The sequence below is a fragment of the Mycolicibacterium wolinskyi str. Jessa 2025 genome (assembly GCF_049241375.1).
Taxonomy (GTDB): Bacteria; Actinomycetota; Actinomycetes; order Mycobacteriales; family Mycobacteriaceae; genus Mycobacterium; species Mycobacterium wolinskyi.
This window is the reverse complement of the sequence record NZ_CP185960.1, coordinates 2,907,418-2,928,584: the sequence shown is the minus strand read 5'-3', so window position 1 is coordinate 2,928,584 and position 21,167 is coordinate 2,907,418. Positions and strand designations below refer to the sequence as shown.

Sequence of the window (21,167 nt, the reverse complement as noted above, 5' to 3'; positions counted from 1 at the left end):
GTCGTGACCTGACACGTTGTTGTCAGGCGGCGAGCCGGCTGATGGGTGGTTGACCGCCGAGGGCGGAGTGGCCTCGTTGAGTGTTGTAGCGATGCAGGAATCGGTCAAGGCCTTGTGCGCGCAAGCTGTTTGAGGTCCAGGGGCGGGCGTAGGCCCATTCGGTGAGCAAGGTTCGGTTGAAGCGTTCTGCTTTGCCGTTGGTCCAGGGCCGGCCGGGTTTGATGAATCGGCGTTTGAGCTGCCACGCTGAGCACACCCAACCCCAGTTGGTGCCGCGCCGGTAGACCAACGCGTTGTCGGTCAGCAACCGCCGCACGCGCACGCCGTGAGTGGTGAACCAGGCCAACGCTCGGTGCAGGAATCCCGCGCAGGTCATGTCTTTCTCGTCGGGCAGCACTTCGCTGTAGGCCAGGCGGGTGTGGTCATCGACAGCGGTGTGGACGTAGTCGTAGCCAATCTTGATCTTCTTGTGCCGGTTGGCCACCGATACCGCGGCGTCGCGGCCGTGCAGGCGCCACCCGCCTCCCTGGGGGATGCGGCCGAGCTTTTTGACGTCGACATCGACCAGTGAGCCCGGGGTGCGGTGTTCGTAGCGGTTGGGAGTGCGCCGCGAGCAGCGCACGGCCTGGCCGGTGATCGGATCGATGGCAGACAGGTGCGGCACCTGGTGGCGGGCCAGGATCCGTCCGACCGTGGACGGATTCAAGCCGAGTTCACCAGCCAAGACGACAGCGCCGCGCTTGAGGCGGCGTCGGGCGTTGAGCACTTTCTGCTCGACCCGAGGACTGGTGCGCTGGGGCATTCGGATCGGGCGCGAGGATCGGTCGGCCAACGCTTCCTCGCCGCCCTCGGCATACCGGCGCAGCCACTTGTAGACCGTCGCTCTCGAAATGCCCAGTTGTTCAGCGACATGCGCCGGTGGCCAACCGGCTGCAACACGCTCAACGATCAGGCGACGAGCGAACACGTTGGTACGGGCGTTAGCGTGAGACACGCGGACCTCCTACGGGTGAATGCCAGACACATCCACTCCGTCAGGAGGTCCTCCCACTTTCAAGCAGGCACGCCGTCAACAACCTCACAGGTCACGACAGCTAATCCGCTGCTCGGGCCGCGGTTGCTACGCTTCATTGCCGGCCTGGCAGAACCGAGCGGTCGGGCGTGTTCGTGTCCCATTGCATGCCCATTCCTTCAGGTCGCGGGCCTCGAACTTGCCAATCGGGTTGCGCTCATGGCGCTTTCCGTAGTATTGCGTCCGCATTTGCCGATGGCATCGACCAGATGTCGCTGCGGGGCGTGGCGCGCGCCGCTGCCTCACACGTCTCCTAATCCACCATGGGCGTGAGCAAGCCGCCAAAACAGCAGCCCCGCACGGACAGTCGGCTTGGCCGCGGCTCGCTCTCTGCGGCTAACTCACTCATGCCTGGCGCCCCTTCCGTGGCTGGCTCTTACGGCCTAACGGGTCGCCCTGCGCTAATCGCCTCCGTACGACCAAAGCTGTATATTTACGATTCGGTACCGTATAGTTACACGGTACGGCAGAGAGGCTGTCACATGAGCAACTCGTATCTTGAACCGCCGCAGAGTCAACAGTCACAGGGCCAGCAATGGTACAGATGACTGTGGGCGAGGCCCTCTCCGTTCCCGTGCTGCGCGCCGCCGGCCCCGTCCTAGTCGCGGGCGCAAAAGGCTTGACGCGCACGGTTCTGTGGGTGCACACCACTGAACTCGCCGACATTGGCCCCTTACTGCGGGGCGGTGACCTTGTAATGACGACCGGAATCAGCTTGCCTGATGCTGCTGAGGCACTGACGACGTTCGCATTGAGCCTCGACCGCAGCGATGTCGCAGGTCTCATAGTCGAGCTGGGACGCCGCTGGCGCGAAGTACCCGAAGCTTTGATAGCCACATGCGAGCAGCTGCAACTGCCCCTCGTGGCGTTGACACGAGAAGTCCGCTTCGCTGCGGTGGCCCAAGCCGTAGGCGAACAAATTGTCGATCGCCAACTCGAGGAGTTACGCCAGACCCAACACATCCACGAGGTATTCACCGAACTCAGCATCGCCGAGGCGAGTCCTGTCGATATTCTCGAATCCGTGGAACGCCTGGCCGGCGCCGCGGTCGTCCTCGAAGACGGACAGCACAGAATTGTCGACTACAGGTTGGGCCCAAACGATACAACGACGTTCGCAGCCGACTGGACTGGCCGCTCGCGAGCCACATCACTCATCGGACGCACCACTTGGGATGAGTCTCAAGGGTGGCTACTGACCCGCATCGGCAAGCCTGAACGCGGCTGGGGCCGTTTGATCATCGAATCACCACAGCCTCCAAGCCCACGCCTCAAAGCCACCGCGGAACGAGCCGCCGCGGCTCTAGCCCTACACCAGCGTCATGCTCGCCAGCGCGATAGCCTAATCCGCCGCACTCACCATGAGCTGGTAATGCGATTGTTGAGCGACCCTAGTGCCCCAGACATCGCCCGGCGTTGCGAGCTGGCCGGCGTTCCGCTGGAATCACGCTGCTTGGTCGGAATGTCCATACGGGTGCCAGGACCAGCAGTCGAACCGCTACGACGCGTCGAGCGGATCGACTCGGTAGTCACCGCAACCGTCAACGCCGCCGCAAGGATGACGTTGCCTGCACTAGTCTGCGACATCGACGACACAATCCGGGTGCTGATGTCCGTCCCACTAACCACCGATGCCGACCAGATCGCCAATGAACTAGCTGCACGACTGCTCGATCGTGTACGAGTCACCATCGGCGTGGGGCGTCCGGTGAGGCGCGCGGCCGAAGCCGACCGCACACTGCGCGAGGCTTTACACGTCCTGAATTCACTGCCGCCTACCGCCCCGCATCGAACAGTGTACCGGCTAGAAGACGTACGTTTGCGCGGCTTGTTGAGCATGCTCGCTGACGACGACCGGTTGCGTCTGTTCTGTGCCCGAGAACTCGGCCCAATCAAAGCGTGGGACACCGAACGCAATGGCGATCTGCTCGCCACGCTGCGGGCCTACCTTCGCCACCCAACAAGCAAATCTGATGCCGCCGCTGAGTTGCACATGTCGCGCTCGGCGTTCTACGACCGGCTGGCACGCATCGCCAGCATCCTCGATGTAGATCTCGAGGATCCCGATATCAACGTCTCGCTTCATGTGGCATTGGTTGCCGAAGACGTTCTACGCGAGAACAATTCAGAGCAACGGACCTGAACGATAGAACCGCCGCTGCACAGCACACTTGTCATCCGAGAAGCCACCCCCAGCAGATTCAGCCGCGGCTCCGGCAACCCCTGCCCGAACGGTGGTTCAGCTTGTCTGCCAACCGGATCCAGACGCTGAAGTCGCGACCTTCCACCTGGATTCCTGACCGGGAAGGTGGGGCCTGGACGCAAGTATGCGGCGACGACGCGGGCGCATTCGGAGACGGCGCTTCGCAGCTTCTACGAGTTCCATCGTGAGGCTGGGACCGCCCAGACCCTGTTGATCGCCTCGGGCAGCCGTTTGAGCCCGACCCGCTGGTAAATCCGTTTACGTCGTCCCGCAATCTCAGTCGCGCGGATCGGCCGCATGCGGGCATCACAATCCGATGGAACCGCATAAACGGGAGCGGCCGGGGCAGTTTCGGCCGCGGTTGCCGCCGCGCAGCATTCCGGATGCCCGGTTCGATGAGTTGTGCGCCCGACTGGGGTCGCATCGGGATCGCGCACTTGGTGGCGTTGTGGGTGTCGACCGGTGCTCGGGCTTCAGAACTGCTCGGCGCCTGCAAGGGCGATGCGGATCCGAGTAGGCAGATGATCGCGGTTGTGTGCAAGGGCTCTCGAGTGTTGCCGCAGGTTCCGGCGCCACCGGATGCGTTCGTGTGGTTGCGGCACCAGCATCAGATGCGTGGTCTAGCTAGTGCCCGACGGGTCCGATCAGCGCGTAGTCATTACCTTGGCAGCCAACGGAACCCAACGCGCATCGCCTAGTCAACTTCTTTGCCGTACATCCGGAACAGTCACCGTCGGATCGACGTTCTGATTATCGACGCGCGCCTCCGCTGCAAAGCCCTGACGAGTCCGCCTGGCGTGTTCCCCGTGAATGAGTCCGGTGGCCCGAGGTCGGGCCGGAAGGAACGATGAAAACACATGGCTAGTCGCAAGCGGCATTCCGCGGAGGACATCGTGCGCAAGTTGCACCGCGCTGACGAGTTGGCTGCTGAGGGCAAGACCGGTGAGGAGATCGATGTGCGATAGCCAGTTGATCGGCACCGGATCAGTACCGCGTCCACCGTGGATGCCGCCATGCCGAGCTGGCCGATGATCTGAACTGGCCCCAGTCGCTGGCGCCACCGTAGTTTCACGACCCGCCGCACGGTGCTCATTGGGCGACATACTTATGGCGAAACAATCCGACGAGACGAGTGGATATGGCATCGCCGAACAAATCCGACGTAATCCCAACTCGGTGTCACAGATGCCAAATCGCATGACACTCAGCTGGGACTACGACTTCGAGATTGGGATCCTACAGGCGCCCCAGGTCGACCTCGTACCTCGCGGGCGCCCGGGGCGTAAATATTCGCTTGCATCTATATAGACGTGATGCAATACTCAACACATGGACGTCTTCGAGGCCGTAGCCGAACCGAACCGGCGGGCGTTGTTGGATGCGCTCATCGACGGTGAGCGCACCGCCGGTGAGTTGGTCGCGACCCTGCCCGAACTGACACAGCCGACCGTGTCGCGCCATCTGAAAGTGCTGCGGGAAGTCGGCCTGGTCGAGATGCGACCCGATGCCCAGCGGCGCATCTACGCGCTGCGTGCCGACGGCCTGGTGCAGATCGACGAATGGATCGAACGCTATCGCCGCTACTGGACCAACCATCTCGACGCCCTGGAACGCCACCTCACAAAGACCCAGAAGGAGACGAAATGATCGGCCGCGAAGGAAAACTCACGATCGAGGGTGATCTGGCGGTGCTCACATTCGAACGCCGGCTCCCCTTTCCGGTCGACGCGGTGTGGTCGGCGATCACCGATCCGGCAGAGCGCAGACAGTGGATGGGCGAGACGACAATCGATGCCCGCGAAGGCGGCACGATCGAGACCGTCGCCGACGGCCCGCCGGTACCGCCCGAGGTCAAGAAGATGACCGGGCGGATCCGGGTCTGGGATCCGCCGAACGTGTTCGAGCACGAGTGGAGCCAGCCGATACTCACCGACACCGGTTGCGGTGTGGTGCGTTACGAGCTCACACCGGATGGCGACGGAACCCTGTTGAGGTTCAGCCATCGTGGCCTGACGGTCCGGGACGGACAGGGATTCTTCCCCGGAACGCACGCCTTCCTCGACCGGATGGAGGCCCACCTCGCCGGCGAACCGCTGCCGGAATGGGACCAGCGTTATCAAGAAGTCGCACAATCACTGGGAGAGAATTAGCCATGTACCACAACGGAATTGACATCGCAGCACCGACCGTCGCAGTCGCATACCACTCCGGCTTCGGCCACACCGCGACCCTCGCACAAGCGGTCGCCGCAGGCGCCCACGAAGGCGGCGCGGCCGTCAATGTCATCGCCGTCGACACCATGACCGAGGCCGACTGGGATGTCCTGGACAACGTGGACGCGATGATCTTCGGCAGCGCGACGTACATGGGCAACGTATCCGCCGGATTCCAGGCGTTCGCCGAACAGACCGGGCGGCGTTGCCTCAACGGCACATGGCGCGACAAGATCGCGGCTGGATTCACCAACTCCGGCGCCAAGGCCGGTGACAAGCTCAACACGCTGAGCTCGTTGGCGATATTCGCCGCGCAGCACCACATGCATTGGGTGAACCTCGGTTTGGGCGCGGGCTGGAACAGCTCTGCCGGCAGTGAGAACGATCTCAACCGGCTGGGCTTCTGGCTCGGCGCGGCCGCGTCGACCGATGTCGATGCCAACCCCGACCAGGTTCATCCCTCCGATGTGCAGACCTGCCGTCACCTCGGCCGGCGGGTCGCCGAGGTGACGCGGCAACTCAACATCGGCCGAACCGTCAGTTCAGCGGCTTCAGGTCCTGCAGCATCGTCGGCACCAGTTCGCTGACCGTCGGGTGGATGTGCATGGTGCGTGAAATCGCGGTGTAGGGCTTTTTCGCGGTCATGATGTCGAGAATCGAGTGAATCACCTCGTCGCCACCGACGCCGAGGATGGCCGCACCGAGTATCTCCTCGGTCTCGGCATCCACCACGACTTTCATGAAGCCCTGCGTCTCGCCCTTCTCGACCGCACGGCCGACTCGTGTCATGGGACGCTTGCCCACCAAGGCTTTTCGGCCCGATGCCCGAACCTGGTCGACGGTCATCCCGGCCCGGCCCAACGGTGGGTCGATGTACAGGGCATAGGTCGTGACGCGGTCGCTGACGCGGCGTGGATCGTCGTCGAGCAGATTGGCCGCCACGATCTCGAAGTCGTTGTAGGACGTGTGGGTGAACGCACCCTTGCCGTTGCAGTCCCCCATGGCCCAGATGTGCTCGACGTTCGTGCGCAACTGATCGTCGACGACGACGTAGCCCCGCTTGTCGGTCTCCACACCGGCGTTCTCGAGCCCGAGATCGTCGGTATTGGGCACCCGGCCTACCGCCATCAGCAGATGAGTGCCGACGATGGGTTCCGCCCCATCTGCCGGCACGACCTCAAAGCCGTTGTCGCGCTTGGTGAACCGGATGCCGGTCGCGTCGAGCACCACCGTGATGCCCTCGGCCTCCAGGATCTCTTTGATGGTGGCCGAAACGTCCTCGTCTTCGCGCGAGGTCAGGCGCGGCCCTTTCTCGATCACGGTGACCTGAGCGCCGAAACGCCGGTACATCTGCGCGAACTCCAGGGCGATGTAGCTTCCGCCGATGATGACGAGATGCTCGGGCAGTGAATCAAGTTCCAGGATACCGACATTCGTCAGGTACTCGATACCGTCGAGGCCCGGGAAGTCGGGCGCGACAGCGCGGCCGCCGACATTGAGAAAGATCTTCTCCGCGGTGAGAAGCTGCCCGTCGACGTCGACCGTGTGCGGGTCGACGAACCGGGCATGACCGCGAATCAGCGTGGCGCCGTCCATACCTTCGAGCCACGATTCGACCCCGTGGCGATCGTCGAGCATGATTTTGTCTTTGCGCGCCTTGACTTTCGCCATGTCCACCGCGATGTCGCCGGTGCCGACACCGTATTCGGCGCCGCGACGGGCGAGGTGGGCGGCGTGGGCACTGGCCACGAGCGTCTTGGTGGGGATGCAACCGTAGTTGACGCACGTACCGCCGACGAGTTTGCGTTCGATGACCGCCACCGTCTGGCCGTCAGCGGTCAGGCGCCCGGCCAGCGACGGTCCGGCCTGGCCCGCGCCGATGACGATGGCGTCGTACTTCTGCGCCGGGGCCATCGGTTAGACGACCGCAGTCAACGCCGCAACGGCGAATCCACCGAGCACCGCGACGGCGTCTTCGACGAGGGCGATCGGCAGATCACGTCCATCGTTGGCCGCCACCAACCGTTTACGCGCCTCGTACCCGCCGAGCGTTCCCAGTACCGCACCCACGATCCCCGCACCGAGACCGCCGATGGTGTAACCCCACGCCGTGCCGATGACCGCACCCGCGAAGCCACCGGTGATCAGGCGGGCCCCGAACTGGATGGGGGTCTTGCGGCTGGGCGTGCTCGGAAGCTGGTCGGTAACCAGTTCTCCCACAGCAAGAATCGTCAGAATCGTGACCGTCACGGGATGTGCCAGCCATTCGACCCACGTGCCGTCGAGGTTGATCCAGCTCAGTGCCGCCGCCCATGCCACCGCCGCGGGGGCGGAGAATGCGCGCAACCCTGCCACCACACCGATCAGCAGAGCCAGCAACAGAACCAGAAAGTGCGTCATGGCAACCTCCGAGGCGGGAATGTCACCCGGACGCTAGCACGCACGACGCCGCAGTGCCGGACTTATCAGAAGCGGCAGAACCGGATGTCGGAGGCCAGTATCGCTTTCGCGCCGATCGCGGCGATCTCGTCCATGATGGAGTTCACGTCACGGCGCGGCACGAGCGCCCGCACCGCCACCCAGTCCGGATCGGCGAGCGGCGCGATCGTCGGCGACTCCAGGCCCGGCGTGACCGCGGTGGCCTGCTCCAAAACCGCACGCGGACAGTCGTAGTCCAGCATCAGGTACTGCTGGCCGAACACCACGCCCTGGACCCGTGCGGTCAGCTGATCGCGCGCCGCCGCGGCCGCGTCGCCGTCGGCCCCGTCGCGTTCGATCAGCACGGCCTCCGATTCGCACAGCGGTGCGCCGAACGCCACCAGATTGTGCAAGCCGAGCGTGCGCCCGGAGCCCACCACGTCAGCGATCACGTCGGCGACGCCGAGCTGAATCGAGATCTCGACCGCACCGTCGAGCCGGATCACCGTGGCGTCGATCCCCTGTGCCGCCAGGTCTTTTCGGACCAGGTTGGGAAACGACGTCGCAATCCGCTTTCCGGCCAGATCCTGCGGGGTCCACTCCCGCCCGGCAGGCGCTGCGTAGCGGAACGTCGAGGCGCCGAAGCCGAGCGAGAGCCGCTCACGCACCGGCGCGTCGGAGTCGGCGGCGAGGTCACGTCCGGTGATGCCCAGGTCGAGCTGACCGGAGCCGACGTAGATCGCGATGTCCTTGGGCCGCAGGAAGAAGAACTCGACGTTGTTGGCCGGATCGACGACCGTCAGGTCTTTGGGATCGCGGCGGCGCCGGTAGCCGGCCTCGGCGAGGATCTCGGCGGCCGATTCACTGAGCGCGCCCTTGTTGGGGACCGCGACGCGCAACATCTGGTCAGCCACGCTCACAGCTTCCGGTAGACGTCGTCGAGGGTCAGACCGCGCGAGATCATCAGCACCTGGGTCCAGTACAGCAACTGGCTGACCTCCTCGGCCAGCGCCTCGTCACTCTCGTGCTCGGCGGCCAGCCACACTTCGCCGGCTTCCTCAAGGATCTTCTTGCCGAGCCCATGCACGCCGGCATCAAGCGCCGCGACCGTGCCGCTGCCGGCGGGCCTGGTCTGCGCTTTGTCGCTGAGCTCGGCGAACAGGGCGTCGAAGGTCTTCACAGGCATGAATTGTTTCATGCGTGCCGCCGGTCATTGTGCGGGGTGGGGACGCTGTCAGGTTCGCAGCGCCTCGGCGTGCATGTCCTCGAGGTGCTTGCCCTTGGTCTCCTCAACCCAGCGCCAGACGAAGATGAACGACAGCACCGCACACAGCGCGTAGAAGCCGTACGCCACGCCGAGCACGTTGCGAAGCTCCGGGAAGGACACGGTGATGAGCCAGTTCGCCACCCACTGGCCGGCCGCGGCAAGGCCGAGCGCCGCAGCGCGGATGCGGTTGGGGAACATCTCGCCGAGCAGCACCCACACGACCGGCCCCCAGGACATCCCGAAGGCCACCACGAACAGGTTGGCCGCGATCAGCGCGATGGGCCCGGCCGCGCCGCTCAACTGAGGCTGGCCGTCGACCTGCGGAGCGGTTCCGAAGATCACCGCCATGGTGCCGAGGGTGACCGCCATTCCGGTGGAACCGATCAGCAGCAGTGGCTTGCGGCCGATCTTGTCGATCAGGGCGATCGCGATGAGCGTCGTGACGATGTTGGTCACCGACGTGATCACCGTGATGGTGAAGGCCTGGCTCTCGTCGAATCCGACGGCCTCCCACAACACATTCGAGTAGTAGAAGATCACGTTGATACCGACGAACTGCTGAAAGATCGACAGACCCAACCCGACCCAGACGATGCCGTAGAGCCCGCCGATCACCGCGACCCCGACACCGAGCGCCCCGAACACCAGCGCCAGCAGCCACCATCCGAAGAAGACCGCCACCACGGCCAGCACAATGAAAAGCAGCATCAGCCACCACAGATACCGCCGCACCCATGCGGTGAAAGAGCTCGCGGACATCCCCGGCAGCCGCGGCTTGAGCAGGTCCTGCCACGACGGCGGTTTCTCCGACTTCAGCGAGTCTTCGATCCGGTGGATCGTGATCTCCAAGTTCTTCTCGCCGAGAAGCATGGTCAGGACTCTGCGGGCCTCCGGGATCCGGAACTGGGCCACCAGATACCGCGGTGACTCCGGGATGGTGTAGGCCAACACGCCGTAAACGACGGCAGGCACAGCCATCACCAAGAACATCCACCGCCAGGCCGCCATCCCCAGCCACAGTTCTTCGCGCGAGCCGCCGGCCAAATGCGCGAGCAGGTAATCGATCGACAGGGACAGGAAGATGCCCGTCACGATCGCGAGCTGCTGCAGGGAGCCGAGCCGACCGCGGATACGCGGCGGTGCGGTTTCGGCAATGTAAGTCGGTGCGATGACCGATGCCACGCCGACGCCGAGACCGCCCACGATGCGGAAGATGACGACGAGCCAGATGTGTGTGGCAAAGGCGGTGCCGATCGCACTGACGAAGAACAACACCGCCGCGAGCTTCATGACGGAGCGCCTGCCGATCTTGTCGGCCAGCCGCCCCGCGGTCAGCGCCCCGACGGCCGCACCCAGTAGTGCCGAGGCCACCGCGAAGCCCAGTGTCACGTCGTTGATGGCGAATTCGTCCTGCAGGGCGGCGACCGCCCCGTTGATCACCGCGCTGTCGTAGCCGAAGAGCAGGCCCCCCAGCGCAGCGACGGAGGCGATGCGGACCACCTTGCCGCTGTGCTCGGATTCCTCGTAATCGACGCCTGATCCAGAATCACCGACCGGCCCATGAGTCATGTGACACCCCTCCGCAGCAATGCGTGATCAGGATCACATTCAATCACAGGGCGGGATCAGGCGGTGCGTTCTCCGGCTTGCGAATTCAAGCTGTGGTAGACCGCGCGAAGCTCTGCCACGTCGAGTTGGGTCAGCGATGAAACATGCCTGCGGTGCGGACCGTGCGGCACCTCGACGTCGTTGGGCACGACGAGAACCGGGCAACCCGCGGCCTCGGCCGACGTCGTGCCCGTCACCGAATCCTCGACCGCCAGGCAGTGCGCTGTCGACACACCGAGCAGTTCGGCGGCACGGAGGTACGGATCTGGTGCCGGCTTGCCGCTTTCGACCTCGTCGCCGCACACTGTGACCGAAAAGTAATGGCGGCCAATGCTATTGAGGGCTCGCTCGGCGAGTTCACGGCGGGTGTTGGTCACCAGAGCCATCGGTATACCTGCCGCGGTCAGGCTGTCGAGCATCTCTTGCGCACCCGGCCGCCAGGGCAGGCCCTGCTCGAAAAGCTCACCGGTGTAGTCATGCAACCAATCGGCGGATTCGGCCATCGCGACCGGATCAGGGTCGAGGCCGATGTCGTCGTAGACGATCCGCATGACGGTCTCGGCAGAACCGCCGACCGTGGATTCCCGCACCTCGGGCGTGAGGACCGCACCCATGCGCGCATAGAGCGCATGCATCGAGATGTCCCAGAGCTTTTCGGAATCGACCAGGGTGCCGTCCATGTCCCAGAGCACCGCCAGCATGTACTCGATTGTGTCATGACGACGACAGCCGAGTCACATCAGCAAAGTTGTCGGACCGCTCACTTACCGTGGAACCCATGACAATTCTTGTGACCGGCGCCACGGGAAACATCGGCCGACGCATCGTGGACGAGTTGATCACCTTGGGGGCCACCGACATCCGGGCACTCACCAAGAACCCGGCCAAGGCGAACCTGCCGCACGGTGTGAGCGTTCTCACCGGCTTCCTCGGCGACCTCGACTCCCTGGACGGGGTCTTCGACGGGGCCGAGCGCATGTATCTGGCTCCGTATCCGCCGACGCTGGACGCCACGCTCGAGCGCATCAAGCAGGCCGGGGTGGGCTACGTCGTCGCGCTGTCGGGCGGCGCGCACTGGACCGAACACGCCGACGCCGTGCGCGCGTCCGGTCTCCCCCACACCCAGCTCGGGCCGGGAGAATTCATCGACAACTTCACGATCTGGGCCGAGCAGATCAAGCAGACGGGAACCGTCCGCGAGCCCTATCCGGCGGTGGTCGAGGCGCCGATCAGCATGGACGACATCGCCCGGGTCGCCGCGCGGCTGTTGGTCGAACCCGCGCACCACGGCGAGATGCTGGATCTCACCGGACCCGAGGCGCTGAGCCGGGCCGAGATCGCCCGCCAGATCGGCGTGGGCATCGGCAGGCCCGTCGCGTTCGAAGAGTGCGACCGCGCCGAAGCCGAAGCCACGCTTCGGCCGATCATGGGTGACGCCGCGGCGTGGTACCTCGACGCGGTCAGCGGCAACGAGGAGCCGCAGCGGGCCAACCAATTGGTGGCCGAACTGACCGGAACCCCGGCGATGTCCGTGGCGCAGTGGGCCACGCGAAACGCCGAACAGTTCCGTTAGACGTCAGTCCTCCGGGTTGTAGCCGAGGTTGGGCGCGAGCCAGCGCTCGGCCTCGGCCAGCGTCCAGCCCTTGCGCTTGGCGTAGTCGGCGACCTGGTCCTGGGCGAGCCTGCCGACCACGAAGTACTGCGACTGCGGGTGGGAGAAGTACCAACCGCTGACGGCGGCACCGGGCCACATCGCCATGGACTCGGTTAACTCGATGCCGGTGCGCTTTGTCACGTCCAACAAATCGAACAACGTCACCTTCTCGGTGTGCTCCGGGCAGGCCGGGTAGCCGGGCGCTGGCCGGATGCCCACGTACTTCTCGGCGATGAGTGCCTCGTTGTCCAGCTGCTCGTCGGGCTGATAGCCCCAGAACTCCTCGCGGACCCGTTGGTGCATCCGTTCGGCGAACGCCTCTGCCAGCCGGTCGGCGAGCGACTCCAGCAGGATCGCGCTGTAGTCGTCGTGATCGGCCTTGAACTCGGCGATCTTGTCCTGGCTGCCGAGCCCCGCGGTGACGGCGAACGCGCCGACGTAGTCGGCCAGACTGGTGGCCTTCGGGGCAACGAAATCACCCAGCGACCGGTTCGGGATACCGTCGCGGTGCTCGCCCTGCTGACGCAGGTTGTGCAGCGTCGTCAGCACCTCGGAGCGGGTCTCGTCGGTGTACACCTCGATGTCGTCACCGACCGCGTTGGCCGGGAAGAACCCGATCACCCCGTTGGCGGTCAGCCACTTCTCCTTGATCAGGGTGTCGAGCATCTCCTGGGCGTCGTCGTACAGCTTGCGCGCCGCCTCACCCGAGGCCGGATTGTTGAGGATGTCGGGGAATCTGCCCTTCATCTCCCACGCGTTGAAGAACGGCTGCCAGTCGATGTACTCGCGCAGCTCCGAGAGGTCGTAGTTGGTGAACTCTCGCACGCCGAGCCCCTGGGCCGGCACCGGCGGCGTGTAGCCGTCCCACTCGATCGGCGTCCGGTTGGCACGCGCCTTCTCCAGCGTCACCATCGGCCGCTCGTTCTTCTGGGCGTGCCGTTCGCGCAGGGATGCGTAGTCCTTCTCGGTGGCTTCCAGCAGCGCCGGCCGCTGCCTGTCGTCGAGCAGCGCGGCGGCGACCGGCACCGAGCGGGACGCGTCCTTGACCCAGACCACGGGACCGCTACGACGTGGCGCCACCTTGACGGCCGTGTGGGCCCGTGAGGTGGTCGCGCCACCGATCAGCAGGGGGATCTCAAGCCCTTCGCGTTCCATCTCGACGGCGAAGTTGACCATCTCGTCCAGGGACGGGGTGATCAGGCCGGACAGCCCGATGATGTCGGCGTCGTGCTCCTTGGCCGCGTCCAGGATCTTCTGCGCGGGCACCATCACACCGAGATCGATCACTTCGAAGTTGTTGCACTGCAGGACGACTCCGACGATGTTCTTGCCGATGTCGTGGACGTCGCCCTTCACGGTGGCCATGATGATGGTGCCGTTGGTGTCCTTCGCTGCCTTGCCATTTCCCGTCGCTTCGCTCGCCCCGGAAGTACCGTTCCCTTCCTTCTCGGCTTCGATGAACGGCAGCAGGTAGGCGACGGCCTTCTTCATCACCCGCGCCGACTTCACGACCTGGGGCAGGAACATCTTGCCCGAGCCGAACAGGTCACCGACGACGTTCATGCCGTCCATCAGCGGGCCCTCGATCACCTCGATCGGGCGACCACCTGCGGCGGCGATCTCGGCCCGCAACTCCTCGGTGTCGTCGTCGACGTGCGTGTCGATGCCCTTCACCAGGGCGTGCGTGATGCGCTCGCGGACCGGGAGGCTGCGCCACTCGGCCGCCTGCGTGTCGTCGGACTTATCCGTCTTGTTGAACCGCTCGGCGATCTCCAGGAGCCGCTCGGCCGCATCCTCGCGGCGGTTGAGAACGACGTCCTCGATGCGGTCGCGCAGTTCGGGGTCGATCGAGTCGTAGGGCACCAGCGCGCCCGCGTTGACGATGCCCATGTCGAGGCCGGCCTTGATGGCGTGGAACAGGAACACGGCGTGGATCGCCTCGCGCACCGGGTTGTTGCCCCGGAACGAGAACGAGACATTGGAGATACCGCCGGAGATGTGCACCCCGGGCAGGTTCTCCTTGATCCAGGCGCACGCGTTGATGAAGTCGATGCCGTAGGTCGCGTGCTCCTCGATACCGGTCGCCAGCGCGAAGCAGTTCGGGTCGAAGATGATGTCCTCGGCCGGGAAGCCGACCTCTTCGGTCAGGATCCGGTAGGCACGCCCGCAGATCTGCTCGCGGCGCTCCAGGTTGTCGGCCTGCCCCTGCTCGTCGAACGCCATCACGACGACGGCGGCGCCGAACTTCCGGCACAACCGCGCCTCACGGACGAACTTCTCCTCGCCCTCCTTCAGCGAGATCGAGTTGACGATCGGCTTGCCCTGCACGTTCTTCAGGCCTGCCTCGATGACCTCCCACTTCGAGGAGTCGATCATCACCGGGACACGGCTGATGTCGGGCTCGGCCGCGATCAGCTTGGTGAACCGGTCCATCGCGGCGACGCCGTCGATCATGCCCTCGTCCATGTTGATGTCGATGACTTGCGCACCGACCTCGACCTGTTGCAGGGCGACCGACAGCGCGGTGTCGTAGTCCTCGGCCTTGATCAGGTTGCGGAACCGGGCGGAGCCGGTGATGTTGGTGCGCTCACCGATGTTGACGAACAGCGAGTCTTCGGTGATGTTGAGCGGCTCCAGGCCCGACAGCCGGGTGGCCACCTCGATCTCAGGCACCTGACGCGGCGGCTTGCCCTCGACGGCCTTGGCGATCTCGGCGATGTGCGCCGGTGTGGTTCCGCAGCATCCACCGACGAGGTTGACGAAACCGGCTTCGGCGAACTCGGCGACATAACCCGCCTGACGCTTCGGGGACTCGTCGTACTCGCCGAACGCGTTGGGCAGGCCGGCATTCGGGTAGCAGGAGACGAAAGTGTCGGCGATGCGCGACATCTCGGCGATGTAGGGCCTCATCTCGGGGGCACCCAGGGCACAGTTGAGTCCCACCGCGAGCGGCTTGGCGTGCCGGATCGAGTTCCAGAACGCTTCGGTGACCTGACCGGACAACGTCCGCCCGGACGCATCTGTGATGGTGCCCGAGATGATCACTGGCCAGCGGCGGCCACGCTCCTCGAACAGCGTCTCGATGGCGAACACCGCGGCCTTCGCGTTCAGCGTGTCGAAAATCGTCTCGACGATGATGAGGTCGGCGCCACCGTCGACCAGGCCGTTGGCGGCTTCGAGGTAGGCGGCGACCAGCTGGTCGTAGGAGACGTTGCGGGCACCGGGGTCGTTGACGTCGGGCGAGATCGACGCGGTCCGCGTCGTCGGCCCGAGCGCGCCGGCGACGTAGCGGGGCTTGTCGGCCGTGCTGAACTCGTCGCAGGCCTTGCGGGCCAGGGCGGCGCCTGCGTAGTTCAGCTCGTAGCTCAGCTCGGCCATGTCGTAATCGGAGAGCGAAACCGCGTTCGCGTTGAACGTATTGGTCTCCAGGATGTCGGCGCCCGCCTCGAGGTACTCGCGGTGGATTCCCTCGATGATGTGCGGCTGCGTCAGGTTGAGCAGATCGTTGTTGCCCTGAACCGGGCTCGGCCAGTCCTTGAACCGCTCGCCGCGGTAACCGGCCTCATCCGGGCGGTCGCGCTGGATCGCCGTGCCCATCGCGCCGTCGATCACCACGATCCGTTCGCGCATGGCAGCCGTCAGTTCGTCGCTGCAGTCAGGGCGGATGTTGGGCGCGAAATCTGGCCGTGAGGCGGTTACGGGGGTGGTCACAGTGCACTCCTTCCGTAGCGGAAGGCGTCCTTGACTCTGTCGAGCGTGGCGGATACCGGCGTAACCGGAATCCGTTGCAACGCCTCTCGACCAGAAAAGTCTACGTCGTCACCTGATCGACGTCTGGACGCCCAACCCGTCGCTGCGATCGACCCGACCCGGTCAGTGCTACCAGATTGCGGCCGAACGTATTTCATCGCGACCGCGTCGGCGCACACCGTTGGGCACCCGCGACGCGATCGTCAGCAGCAGTCACATGAACAGGGTAGTCCGTCTATGCAAGTTGCCTCGTCGCGCAAGCGGCTCATCGGCGCAAAGTTGCTCTTCGCGCAAGCGGCTCATCGGCGCAAAGTTGCCTCGTCGCGCGACCGACTCATCGGGGCGAAGCCGACCCGCCCGCTCAAGCGGCTCATTGGCACCACCCAGGGCTTACGCTGGCAGTGTGACATCGTCGTATCCGAACGCCGGCCGGCCCGCCGACCTGCCCGAATTGGAAGATGCCATCGTGGTGGCAGCCTTCGAGGGCTGGAACGATGCCGGCGATGCGGCCAGTGACGCACTGGACCATCTGGATGCGATCTGGGAAGCCGAACCGATCGTCGAGATCGACGACGAGTCGTACTACGACTACCAGGTGAATCGGCCGGTCATCCGCCAGGTCGACGGCGTGACCAGGGAACTGGTGTGGCCGTCGATGCGGATATCGCACTGCCGCCCACCGGGCAGCAACCGCGATGTCGTGCTGATGCACGGTGTCGAGCCGAACATGCGCTGGCGTACCTTCTGCGCCGAGTTGCTCGCGATCGCCGACAAGCTGAACGTCCAGACGGTCGTGATTCTGGGCGCGCTGCTCGCCGACACGCCGCACACCCGCCCGGTGCCGGTGTCGGGCGCGGCGTACTCGTCGGATTCGGCGAAGTTCTTCGGTTTGGAGGAGACCCGGTACGAGGGGCCCACCGGCATAGCCGGCGTCTTCCAGGACGCGTGCGTGCAGGCCGGGATCCCCGCGGTGACGTTCTGGGCGGCGGTCCCCCACTACGTGTCCCAACCGCCCAACCCGAAGGCGACCGTGGCCCTGCTGCGCCGGGTCGAGGACGTGCTCGACGTCGAGGTGCCACTCGCCGATCTGCCCGCGGCCGCCGAGGAATGGGAGGCGGCGGTCACCGAGATGACCGCCGACGACGAGGAGATCGCCGAGTACGTCGCCTCACTGGAGCAGCGCGGCGACGCCGAGGTCGACATGCACGAGGTGCTGGGCAAGATCGACGGCGACGCGCTGGCGGCGGAGTTCGAACGCTACCTGCGCCGGCGCGGCCGCTAGACCCGCTCGGGCTTGGGCGCCTTCCACGTTCCGTTGAGCGCGTCCGGCTTGGGCCAGTAGAGCCGCAGGACGAGCATGAACGGACCCTTCGGGGCAGGCAGCCAGTTGGCCGCCTGCGCAGGGTTGCCGACGCCAGGTGACTCGTTCTGGATCGTGAGCGTGTAGCCCCCGTCGGGATCGGGCACGAGGGTGTCCAGCATCTCGGAGTTGATCAGGTAGCGGTCGATCGGGTTGGCCACGAGCTGGCTGGCCGGCAGTTCGTACATGGTCAACGACCAGAACGCGTTGACCGGCGGAAGCTGGTCCTTCGCGAACCGATAGGTGTACCTGTTCGCCCCGGTCAGCGGTTCACCCTTGGAATCCGCCGTCGCACCGGGATAGACCGCCTCGGCCGCGGTGTTGCCGTAGATACCGAGCACCGCGCCGGCCATCCGGTACAGGTAATTGCCTTTGAGGTCGGCCGCGGTCCCGAAGAACTGTGCCGAACCGACCTGGTCGGTGTCGACCTTGTCCTTCTTGAACGTGTTGAACTCGGCCCAGGCATCGGCCATTCCGTCCTCGATGGCCTTGCGCGTCTCCGGCGTCAGCTTGTCGGCGTCGAAATCGCCGTCGGGACCGACACCGATGGTCGCGAACCGCGCCCGCATCTCCTGTTCCTCCGGCTTGACCGGGGCAAACCGCAGCGCGGTGTTGAGGATCTCGAAGAACTGCGGCGAGGTCTTCTGGGCCTCGGGCGTCAACGGCGGGGTGAAATCGATCGGCGGAGCCGCGGGCGGCGACGGCTGTTTGAGGTACACCGACAGCGGGGCCACCTGGTACCCGGCCTGAATCTTCTTGACGGCGTCGAGGTCGGATTCCCCGAAGAGCTGGGTGCGGTACAGGACGAACGCCAGGTCGGTGTCGGACCGGATGACCTCTTTGATGCCCTCGGGCTTGTCCCCCTGCCAACCGGGCCCGGCCAGCAGGTAGCTGCCGCCGCCGTTGCCGGTGGTGCGGCTGCCGACGTAGGCGAAGTTGTAGGTGTAGCCGTCGATGAACTGCAACGAGTAGTAGCGGTCCTGCTCGATCGGCGGAACCGTCAGCACGAGAGGTTCGGTGCGCAGGTCGGCGCCGACGAACGAGTACGGCGTGTCGGAGTTCGGCGTCTGGATCGCCTTGTCCTCGGGCGTGTACACCCGCGCGGTGTTGTGGATATCGTTCCAGCCGCCCTTGTACTCGGGATCGTCTTTGTTGACGAAGTAGGCGTACTGGACCCGGTAGGTGTCGACCATCGGGAAGCCGTAGATGTAGGCCTCCTTGGCGATGGCACGCACCTGGTCGAGCGGCACGGCCTGCTGCGGCGGTGCCGGCTGGTCGGGCTGTTCGGGCTCGGTCGCGCAGGCCACCAGGCTGGCCGCGAGGATCATGACCAGAGCCAGAATCCGCACGGTCAGCTCTCCAGGGCTTCGGTGCGGGCACTGGTCGAGCGCCCGAGCGCGGCGGCCTCGGCATCGAGCCTGGGCAGCAGTTCCGGGGTGAACTTGCGGATGTCGCGCTCGGCCAGCGGCGTCGCCACCACCGGCCGGATCCAGCGGAACAGGCCGACCCAGTCCGGGCAGTAGATGCGCTTCTTGCGGCCCTCGATGCCCTTGACGAAGGCTTCGCCGCACTTGGCCACGGTGGTGGTCTGCTTGAGGGGGCCCGGCATCTTGGTGAGCATCTCGCGGAACGTCGACAGGTCCGCTTTGGCGTCCTGCACGAGCGGGGTGTCGATCCAGCTCATGTGCGCCGATCCGACATCCACGCCGAGGTGGGCCACCTCGAGGCGCAACGTGTTCGCGAAGTACTCGGCGCCGGCCTTCGACGCGTGATACGCGGCGAGCCCGGGAGCGGACGTGAACGCCGCGAGCGACGACACCACCAGGACGTAACCGCGCCGGTCGATCACCGCGGGCAGGGTCGCCCGGACGGTGTTGAACACGCCGACGACGTTGACGTCGATGACCCGCTTGAACGCCTCGGGATCCACCTGCATGACCGAGCCGAAACTCGCGATGCCCGCGTTGGCGAGCACGATGTCGATGCCGCCGAACCGTTCGACGGCGGCGTCCGCGGCCTTCTGCATCGCGGGCAGATCGCGCACGTCGGCCAGCGCGGTCATCACGTGTTCGTCGCCGAGCTCGGCGGCCAGCGCGGTCAACGGTGCCTCGTCCAGATCGGTGAGAACGAGTTTGGCGCCCTTCTTCCGCAGCCGTCGGGCGACTTCCTCCCCGACGCCGCGGGCGCCACCGGTGATGAAGACGACCTTGCCGTTGACTGAGCTCATGGCGGACATAGTCGCCTAAGGTACCCGCCGGTCGAGTTAGAGGTCCACACCCAACAACGCGTCGACGGTGGCGGCGACCAGCCGGCCGGATTCGGTGTCGTGCCCGCCGTACGACAACGCGTCGGTACACCAACCATCAACTGCCGCAAGCGCTTTCGGCGTGTCCAGATCATCAGCGAGGTATTGCCGCACGCGCGCCACCACGTCGGTCGCGTCCGGCGCGGCGGGCAGGGCCGTCGCGCTGCGCCAGCGCGCCAGCCGGGTGTTGGCCTCGTCGAGCACCTGCCGGCTCCACGACCGGTCGGCGCGATAGTGCCCCGACAGCAGCCCGAGCCGGATCGCGCCGGGATCGACCCCGTCGGCGCGCAGCCGCGACACCAACACGAGGTTGCCCCGGCTCTTGCTCATCTTGTGGCCGTCCCAGCCGATCATGCCGGCGTGCACGTAGTGGCGGGCGAATCGCCGCTCCCCCGTTACCGATTCGGCGTGCGCGGCCGAGAACTCGTGGTGCGGGAAGATCAGGTCGCTACCGCCGCCCTGGATGTCGAGCCCGGTGCCGATGCGGGTGAGCGCGATCGCCGAACACTCGACATGCCAGCCGGGGCGGCCCGGACCGAACGGTGACGGCCAGCTCGGCTCGCCCGGCCGGTGCGCGCGCCACAGCAGCGCGTCGAGTTCGTCGCTCTTGCCGGCCCGGTCGGGATCGCCACCGCGTTCGCCGAACAGCCGCAGCATCGTCTCGCGGTCGTAACCCGACTCGTAGCCGAACTGCGTGGTGGCGTCGGCCCGGTAGTAGACATCGGGATATCCGGGTTCGTTGGGATCATCGACGACGTAGGCCGCGCCGGACGCCAACAGTTTCTCGACCACCTCGATCACCTCGGCGATGGCGTCGGTGGCGGCCACATAGTCGTGCGGCGGCACCACCCGCAACGCCGTCATGTCCTCGCGGAACAGCTGCGTCTCGCGGTCGCCGAGTGCGCGCCAATCGATGCCGTCGCGCTCGGCGCGCTCGAACAGCGGGTCGTCGACGTCGGTGACGTTCTGCACGTAATGCACGGTGTGCCCGGCGTCGAGCCACAACCGGTGCACGAGGTCGAACGTGAGGTAGGTGGCGGCATGGCCGAGGTGGGTCGCGTCGTACGGGGTGATGCCGCACACGTACATGGTGGCCTTCGGGCCCGGGGACACCGGGCGCACCTGGCGGTCGGCGCTGTCGTAGAGCCGCAACTGCGGACCGCGCCCCGGCACCACGGGGATCTGGGGAGCCGACCACGATTGCATGGCATCGACTTTAAGGTGCTCGCTCAGAACGGCCTCCCGCCGGTCGGTTCCGCACAGTTCAGGTAGACAGACAACCGCGCGCGCCGATCCATTCCCGGCCCGGCCGTCACC

General features: G+C 65.6%; 17 protein-coding genes and 1 pseudogene. 6 read left to right on the top strand and 12 right to left on the bottom strand.

Annotated elements, in window-relative coordinates:
* Window positions 1–22: 22 nt before the first annotated feature.
* On the bottom strand, window positions 23–994 hold the full coding sequence (locus tag ACOI2T_RS14400; protein ID WP_409501702.1) for an IS481 family transposase: 972 nt from the start codon (window positions 992–994) through the stop codon (window positions 23–25).
* Window positions 995–1,607: 613 nt separating this feature from the next.
* On the opposite strand from ACOI2T_RS14400, the gene ACOI2T_RS14395 reads away from it, so the two are divergent.
* Window positions 1,608–3,215 carry a PucR family transcriptional regulator gene (locus ACOI2T_RS14395; protein WP_409501701.1) on the top strand — a complete coding sequence of 536 codons (1,608 nt, stop codon included), beginning with the start codon at window positions 1,608–1,610 and terminating at the stop codon, window positions 3,213–3,215.
* A gap of 998 nt (window positions 3,216–4,213) precedes the next feature.
* On the opposite strand, the pseudogene ACOI2T_RS14390 reads toward ACOI2T_RS14395, so the two are convergent.
* Window positions 4,214–4,344: pseudogene (locus tag ACOI2T_RS14390) on the bottom strand (IS481 family transposase); the annotation flags it as partial.
* 260 nt (window positions 4,345–4,604) lie between these two features.
* Here ACOI2T_RS14390 and ACOI2T_RS14385 point away from each other — a divergent pair.
* The 3 genes from ACOI2T_RS14385 to ACOI2T_RS14375 are packed head-to-tail and all read left to right on the top strand — an operon-like array spanning window position 4,605 to window position 6,075.
* Complete coding sequence (locus tag ACOI2T_RS14385; protein WP_067858827.1) at window positions 4,605–4,922, top strand: ArsR/SmtB family transcription factor; 318 nt, start codon at window positions 4,605–4,607, stop codon at window positions 4,920–4,922.
* Window positions 4,919–5,425: an SRPBCC family protein gene (locus ACOI2T_RS14380; protein WP_409501700.1), complete on the top strand. Its 507-nt coding sequence runs from the start codon at window positions 4,919–4,921 to the stop codon at window positions 5,423–5,425. The genes ACOI2T_RS14385 and ACOI2T_RS14380 overlap by 4 nt, the downstream gene beginning before the upstream one ends.
* A 2-nt stretch (window positions 5,426–5,427) precedes the next feature.
* Window positions 5,428–6,075, top strand: a complete 648-nt coding sequence (locus tag ACOI2T_RS14375; protein ID WP_409501699.1) for a flavodoxin family protein — start codon at window positions 5,428–5,430, stop codon at window positions 6,073–6,075.
* On the opposite strand, the gene ACOI2T_RS14370 is transcribed toward ACOI2T_RS14375, so the two are convergent.
* The 6 genes from ACOI2T_RS14370 to ACOI2T_RS14345 all read right to left on the bottom strand — a co-directional run bounded on the left by ACOI2T_RS14370 (window position 6,026) and on the right by ACOI2T_RS14345 (window position 11,482).
* Window positions 6,026–7,402 (bottom strand): FAD-containing oxidoreductase, encoded by a 1,377-nt coding sequence (locus tag ACOI2T_RS14370; RefSeq protein WP_409501698.1) that lies wholly within the window; start codon window positions 7,400–7,402, stop codon window positions 6,026–6,028. The genes ACOI2T_RS14375 and ACOI2T_RS14370 overlap by 50 nt on opposite strands.
* A 3-nt stretch (window positions 7,403–7,405) precedes the next feature.
* Window positions 7,406–7,888 (bottom strand): DUF4126 family protein, encoded by a 483-nt coding sequence (locus ACOI2T_RS14365; RefSeq protein ID WP_085149553.1) that lies wholly within the window; start codon window positions 7,886–7,888, stop codon window positions 7,406–7,408.
* A gap of 65 nt (window positions 7,889–7,953) precedes the next feature.
* On the bottom strand, window positions 7,954–8,808 hold the full coding sequence (gene hisG / locus ACOI2T_RS14360) for an ATP phosphoribosyltransferase (protein WP_409501917.1): 855 nt from the start codon (window positions 8,806–8,808) through the stop codon (window positions 7,954–7,956).
* Window positions 8,809–8,822: 14 nt separating this feature from the next.
* A complete protein-coding gene (locus ACOI2T_RS14355) occupies window positions 8,823–9,104 on the bottom strand; it encodes a phosphoribosyl-ATP diphosphatase (RefSeq protein ID WP_067858838.1) in 282 nt (93 codons plus the stop codon).
* A gap of 36 nt (window positions 9,105–9,140) precedes the next feature.
* On the bottom strand, window positions 9,141–10,742 hold the full coding sequence (locus tag ACOI2T_RS14350) for a sugar porter family MFS transporter (protein WP_067858843.1): 1,602 nt from the start codon (window positions 10,740–10,742) through the stop codon (window positions 9,141–9,143).
* A gap of 56 nt (window positions 10,743–10,798) precedes the next feature.
* On the bottom strand, window positions 10,799–11,482 hold the full coding sequence (locus ACOI2T_RS14345; RefSeq protein WP_067858845.1) for an HAD family hydrolase: 684 nt from the start codon (window positions 11,480–11,482) through the stop codon (window positions 10,799–10,801).
* A gap of 77 nt (window positions 11,483–11,559) precedes the next feature.
* Here ACOI2T_RS14345 and ACOI2T_RS14340 point away from each other — a divergent pair, with 77 nt between their 5' ends.
* Entirely contained in the window at window positions 11,560–12,354 is a 795-nt protein-coding gene (locus ACOI2T_RS14340) for an SDR family oxidoreductase (RefSeq protein ID WP_409501697.1), read from the top strand.
* A 3-nt stretch (window positions 12,355–12,357) separates the two neighbouring features.
* On the opposite strand, the gene metH is transcribed toward ACOI2T_RS14340, so the two are convergent.
* On the bottom strand, window positions 12,358–16,146 hold the full coding sequence (gene metH, locus ACOI2T_RS14335; protein WP_409501696.1) for a methionine synthase: 3,789 nt from the start codon (window positions 16,144–16,146) through the stop codon (window positions 12,358–12,360).
* Window positions 16,147–16,588: 442 nt separating this feature from the next.
* On the opposite strand from metH, the gene ACOI2T_RS14330 reads away from it, so the two are divergent.
* Complete coding sequence (locus ACOI2T_RS14330; RefSeq protein ID WP_067858854.1) at window positions 16,589–17,467, top strand: PAC2 family protein; 879 nt, start codon at window positions 16,589–16,591, stop codon at window positions 17,465–17,467.
* Here the strand turns inward: ACOI2T_RS14330 and ACOI2T_RS14325 are convergent.
* Genes ACOI2T_RS14325 through mshC form a run of 3 tightly spaced genes read right to left on the bottom strand, consistent with a single transcriptional unit; the run spans window position 17,464 to window position 21,056 of the window.
* Window positions 17,464–18,873: a DUF1254 domain-containing protein gene (locus ACOI2T_RS14325; protein ID WP_421877305.1), complete on the bottom strand. Its 1,410-nt coding sequence runs from the start codon at window positions 18,871–18,873 to the stop codon at window positions 17,464–17,466. The two genes, ACOI2T_RS14330 and ACOI2T_RS14325, sit on opposite strands and share 4 nt — an antisense overlap.
* A 23-nt stretch (window positions 18,874–18,896) precedes the next feature.
* Window positions 18,897–19,772: an SDR family oxidoreductase gene (locus ACOI2T_RS14320; RefSeq protein WP_409501695.1), complete on the bottom strand. Its 876-nt coding sequence runs from the start codon at window positions 19,770–19,772 to the stop codon at window positions 18,897–18,899.
* Window positions 19,773–19,808: 36 nt separating this feature from the next.
* Entirely contained in the window at window positions 19,809–21,056 is a 1,248-nt protein-coding gene (mshC, locus tag ACOI2T_RS14315; RefSeq protein WP_409501694.1) for a cysteine--1-D-myo-inosityl 2-amino-2-deoxy-alpha-D-glucopyranoside ligase, read from the bottom strand.
* Window positions 21,057–21,167: the final 111 nt, after the last annotated feature.

Coding starts and splice junctions, on each gene's coding strand:
- ACOI2T_RS14380 (WP_409501700.1), top strand. CDS start 4,919: ATGATCGGCCGCGAAGGAAAACTCACGATCGAGGGTGATCTGGCGGTG.
- ACOI2T_RS14385 (WP_067858827.1), top strand. CDS start 4,605: ATGGACGTCTTCGAGGCCGTAGCCGAACCGAACCGGCGGGCGTTGTTG.
- ACOI2T_RS14340 (WP_409501697.1), top strand. CDS start 11,560: ATGACAATTCTTGTGACCGGCGCCACGGGAAACATCGGCCGACGCATC.
- ACOI2T_RS14395 (WP_409501701.1), top strand. CDS start 1,608: ATGGTACAGATGACTGTGGGCGAGGCCCTCTCCGTTCCCGTGCTGCGC.
- mshC (WP_409501694.1), bottom strand. CDS start 21,056: ATGCAATCGTGGTCGGCTCCCCAGATCCCCGTGGTGCCGGGGCGCGGT.
- ACOI2T_RS14375 (WP_409501699.1), top strand. CDS start 5,428: ATGTACCACAACGGAATTGACATCGCAGCACCGACCGTCGCAGTCGCA.
- ACOI2T_RS14350 (WP_067858843.1), bottom strand. CDS start 10,742: ATGACTCATGGGCCGGTCGGTGATTCTGGATCAGGCGTCGATTACGAG.
- hisG (WP_409501917.1), bottom strand. CDS start 8,808: ATGTTGCGCGTCGCGGTCCCCAACAAGGGCGCGCTCAGTGAATCGGCC.
- ACOI2T_RS14370 (WP_409501698.1), bottom strand. CDS start 7,402: ATGGCCCCGGCGCAGAAGTACGACGCCATCGTCATCGGCGCGGGCCAG.
- ACOI2T_RS14345 (WP_067858845.1), bottom strand. CDS start 11,482: ATGCTGGCGGTGCTCTGGGACATGGACGGCACCCTGGTCGATTCCGAA.
- ACOI2T_RS14325 (WP_421877305.1), bottom strand. CDS start 18,873: ATGATCCTCGCGGCCAGCCTGGTGGCCTGCGCGACCGAGCCCGAACAG.
- ACOI2T_RS14365 (WP_085149553.1), bottom strand. CDS start 7,888: ATGACGCACTTTCTGGTTCTGTTGCTGGCTCTGCTGATCGGTGTGGTG.
- ACOI2T_RS14320 (WP_409501695.1), bottom strand. CDS start 19,772: ATGAGCTCAGTCAACGGCAAGGTCGTCTTCATCACCGGTGGCGCCCGC.
- ACOI2T_RS14355 (WP_067858838.1), bottom strand. CDS start 9,104: ATGAAACAATTCATGCCTGTGAAGACCTTCGACGCCCTGTTCGCCGAG.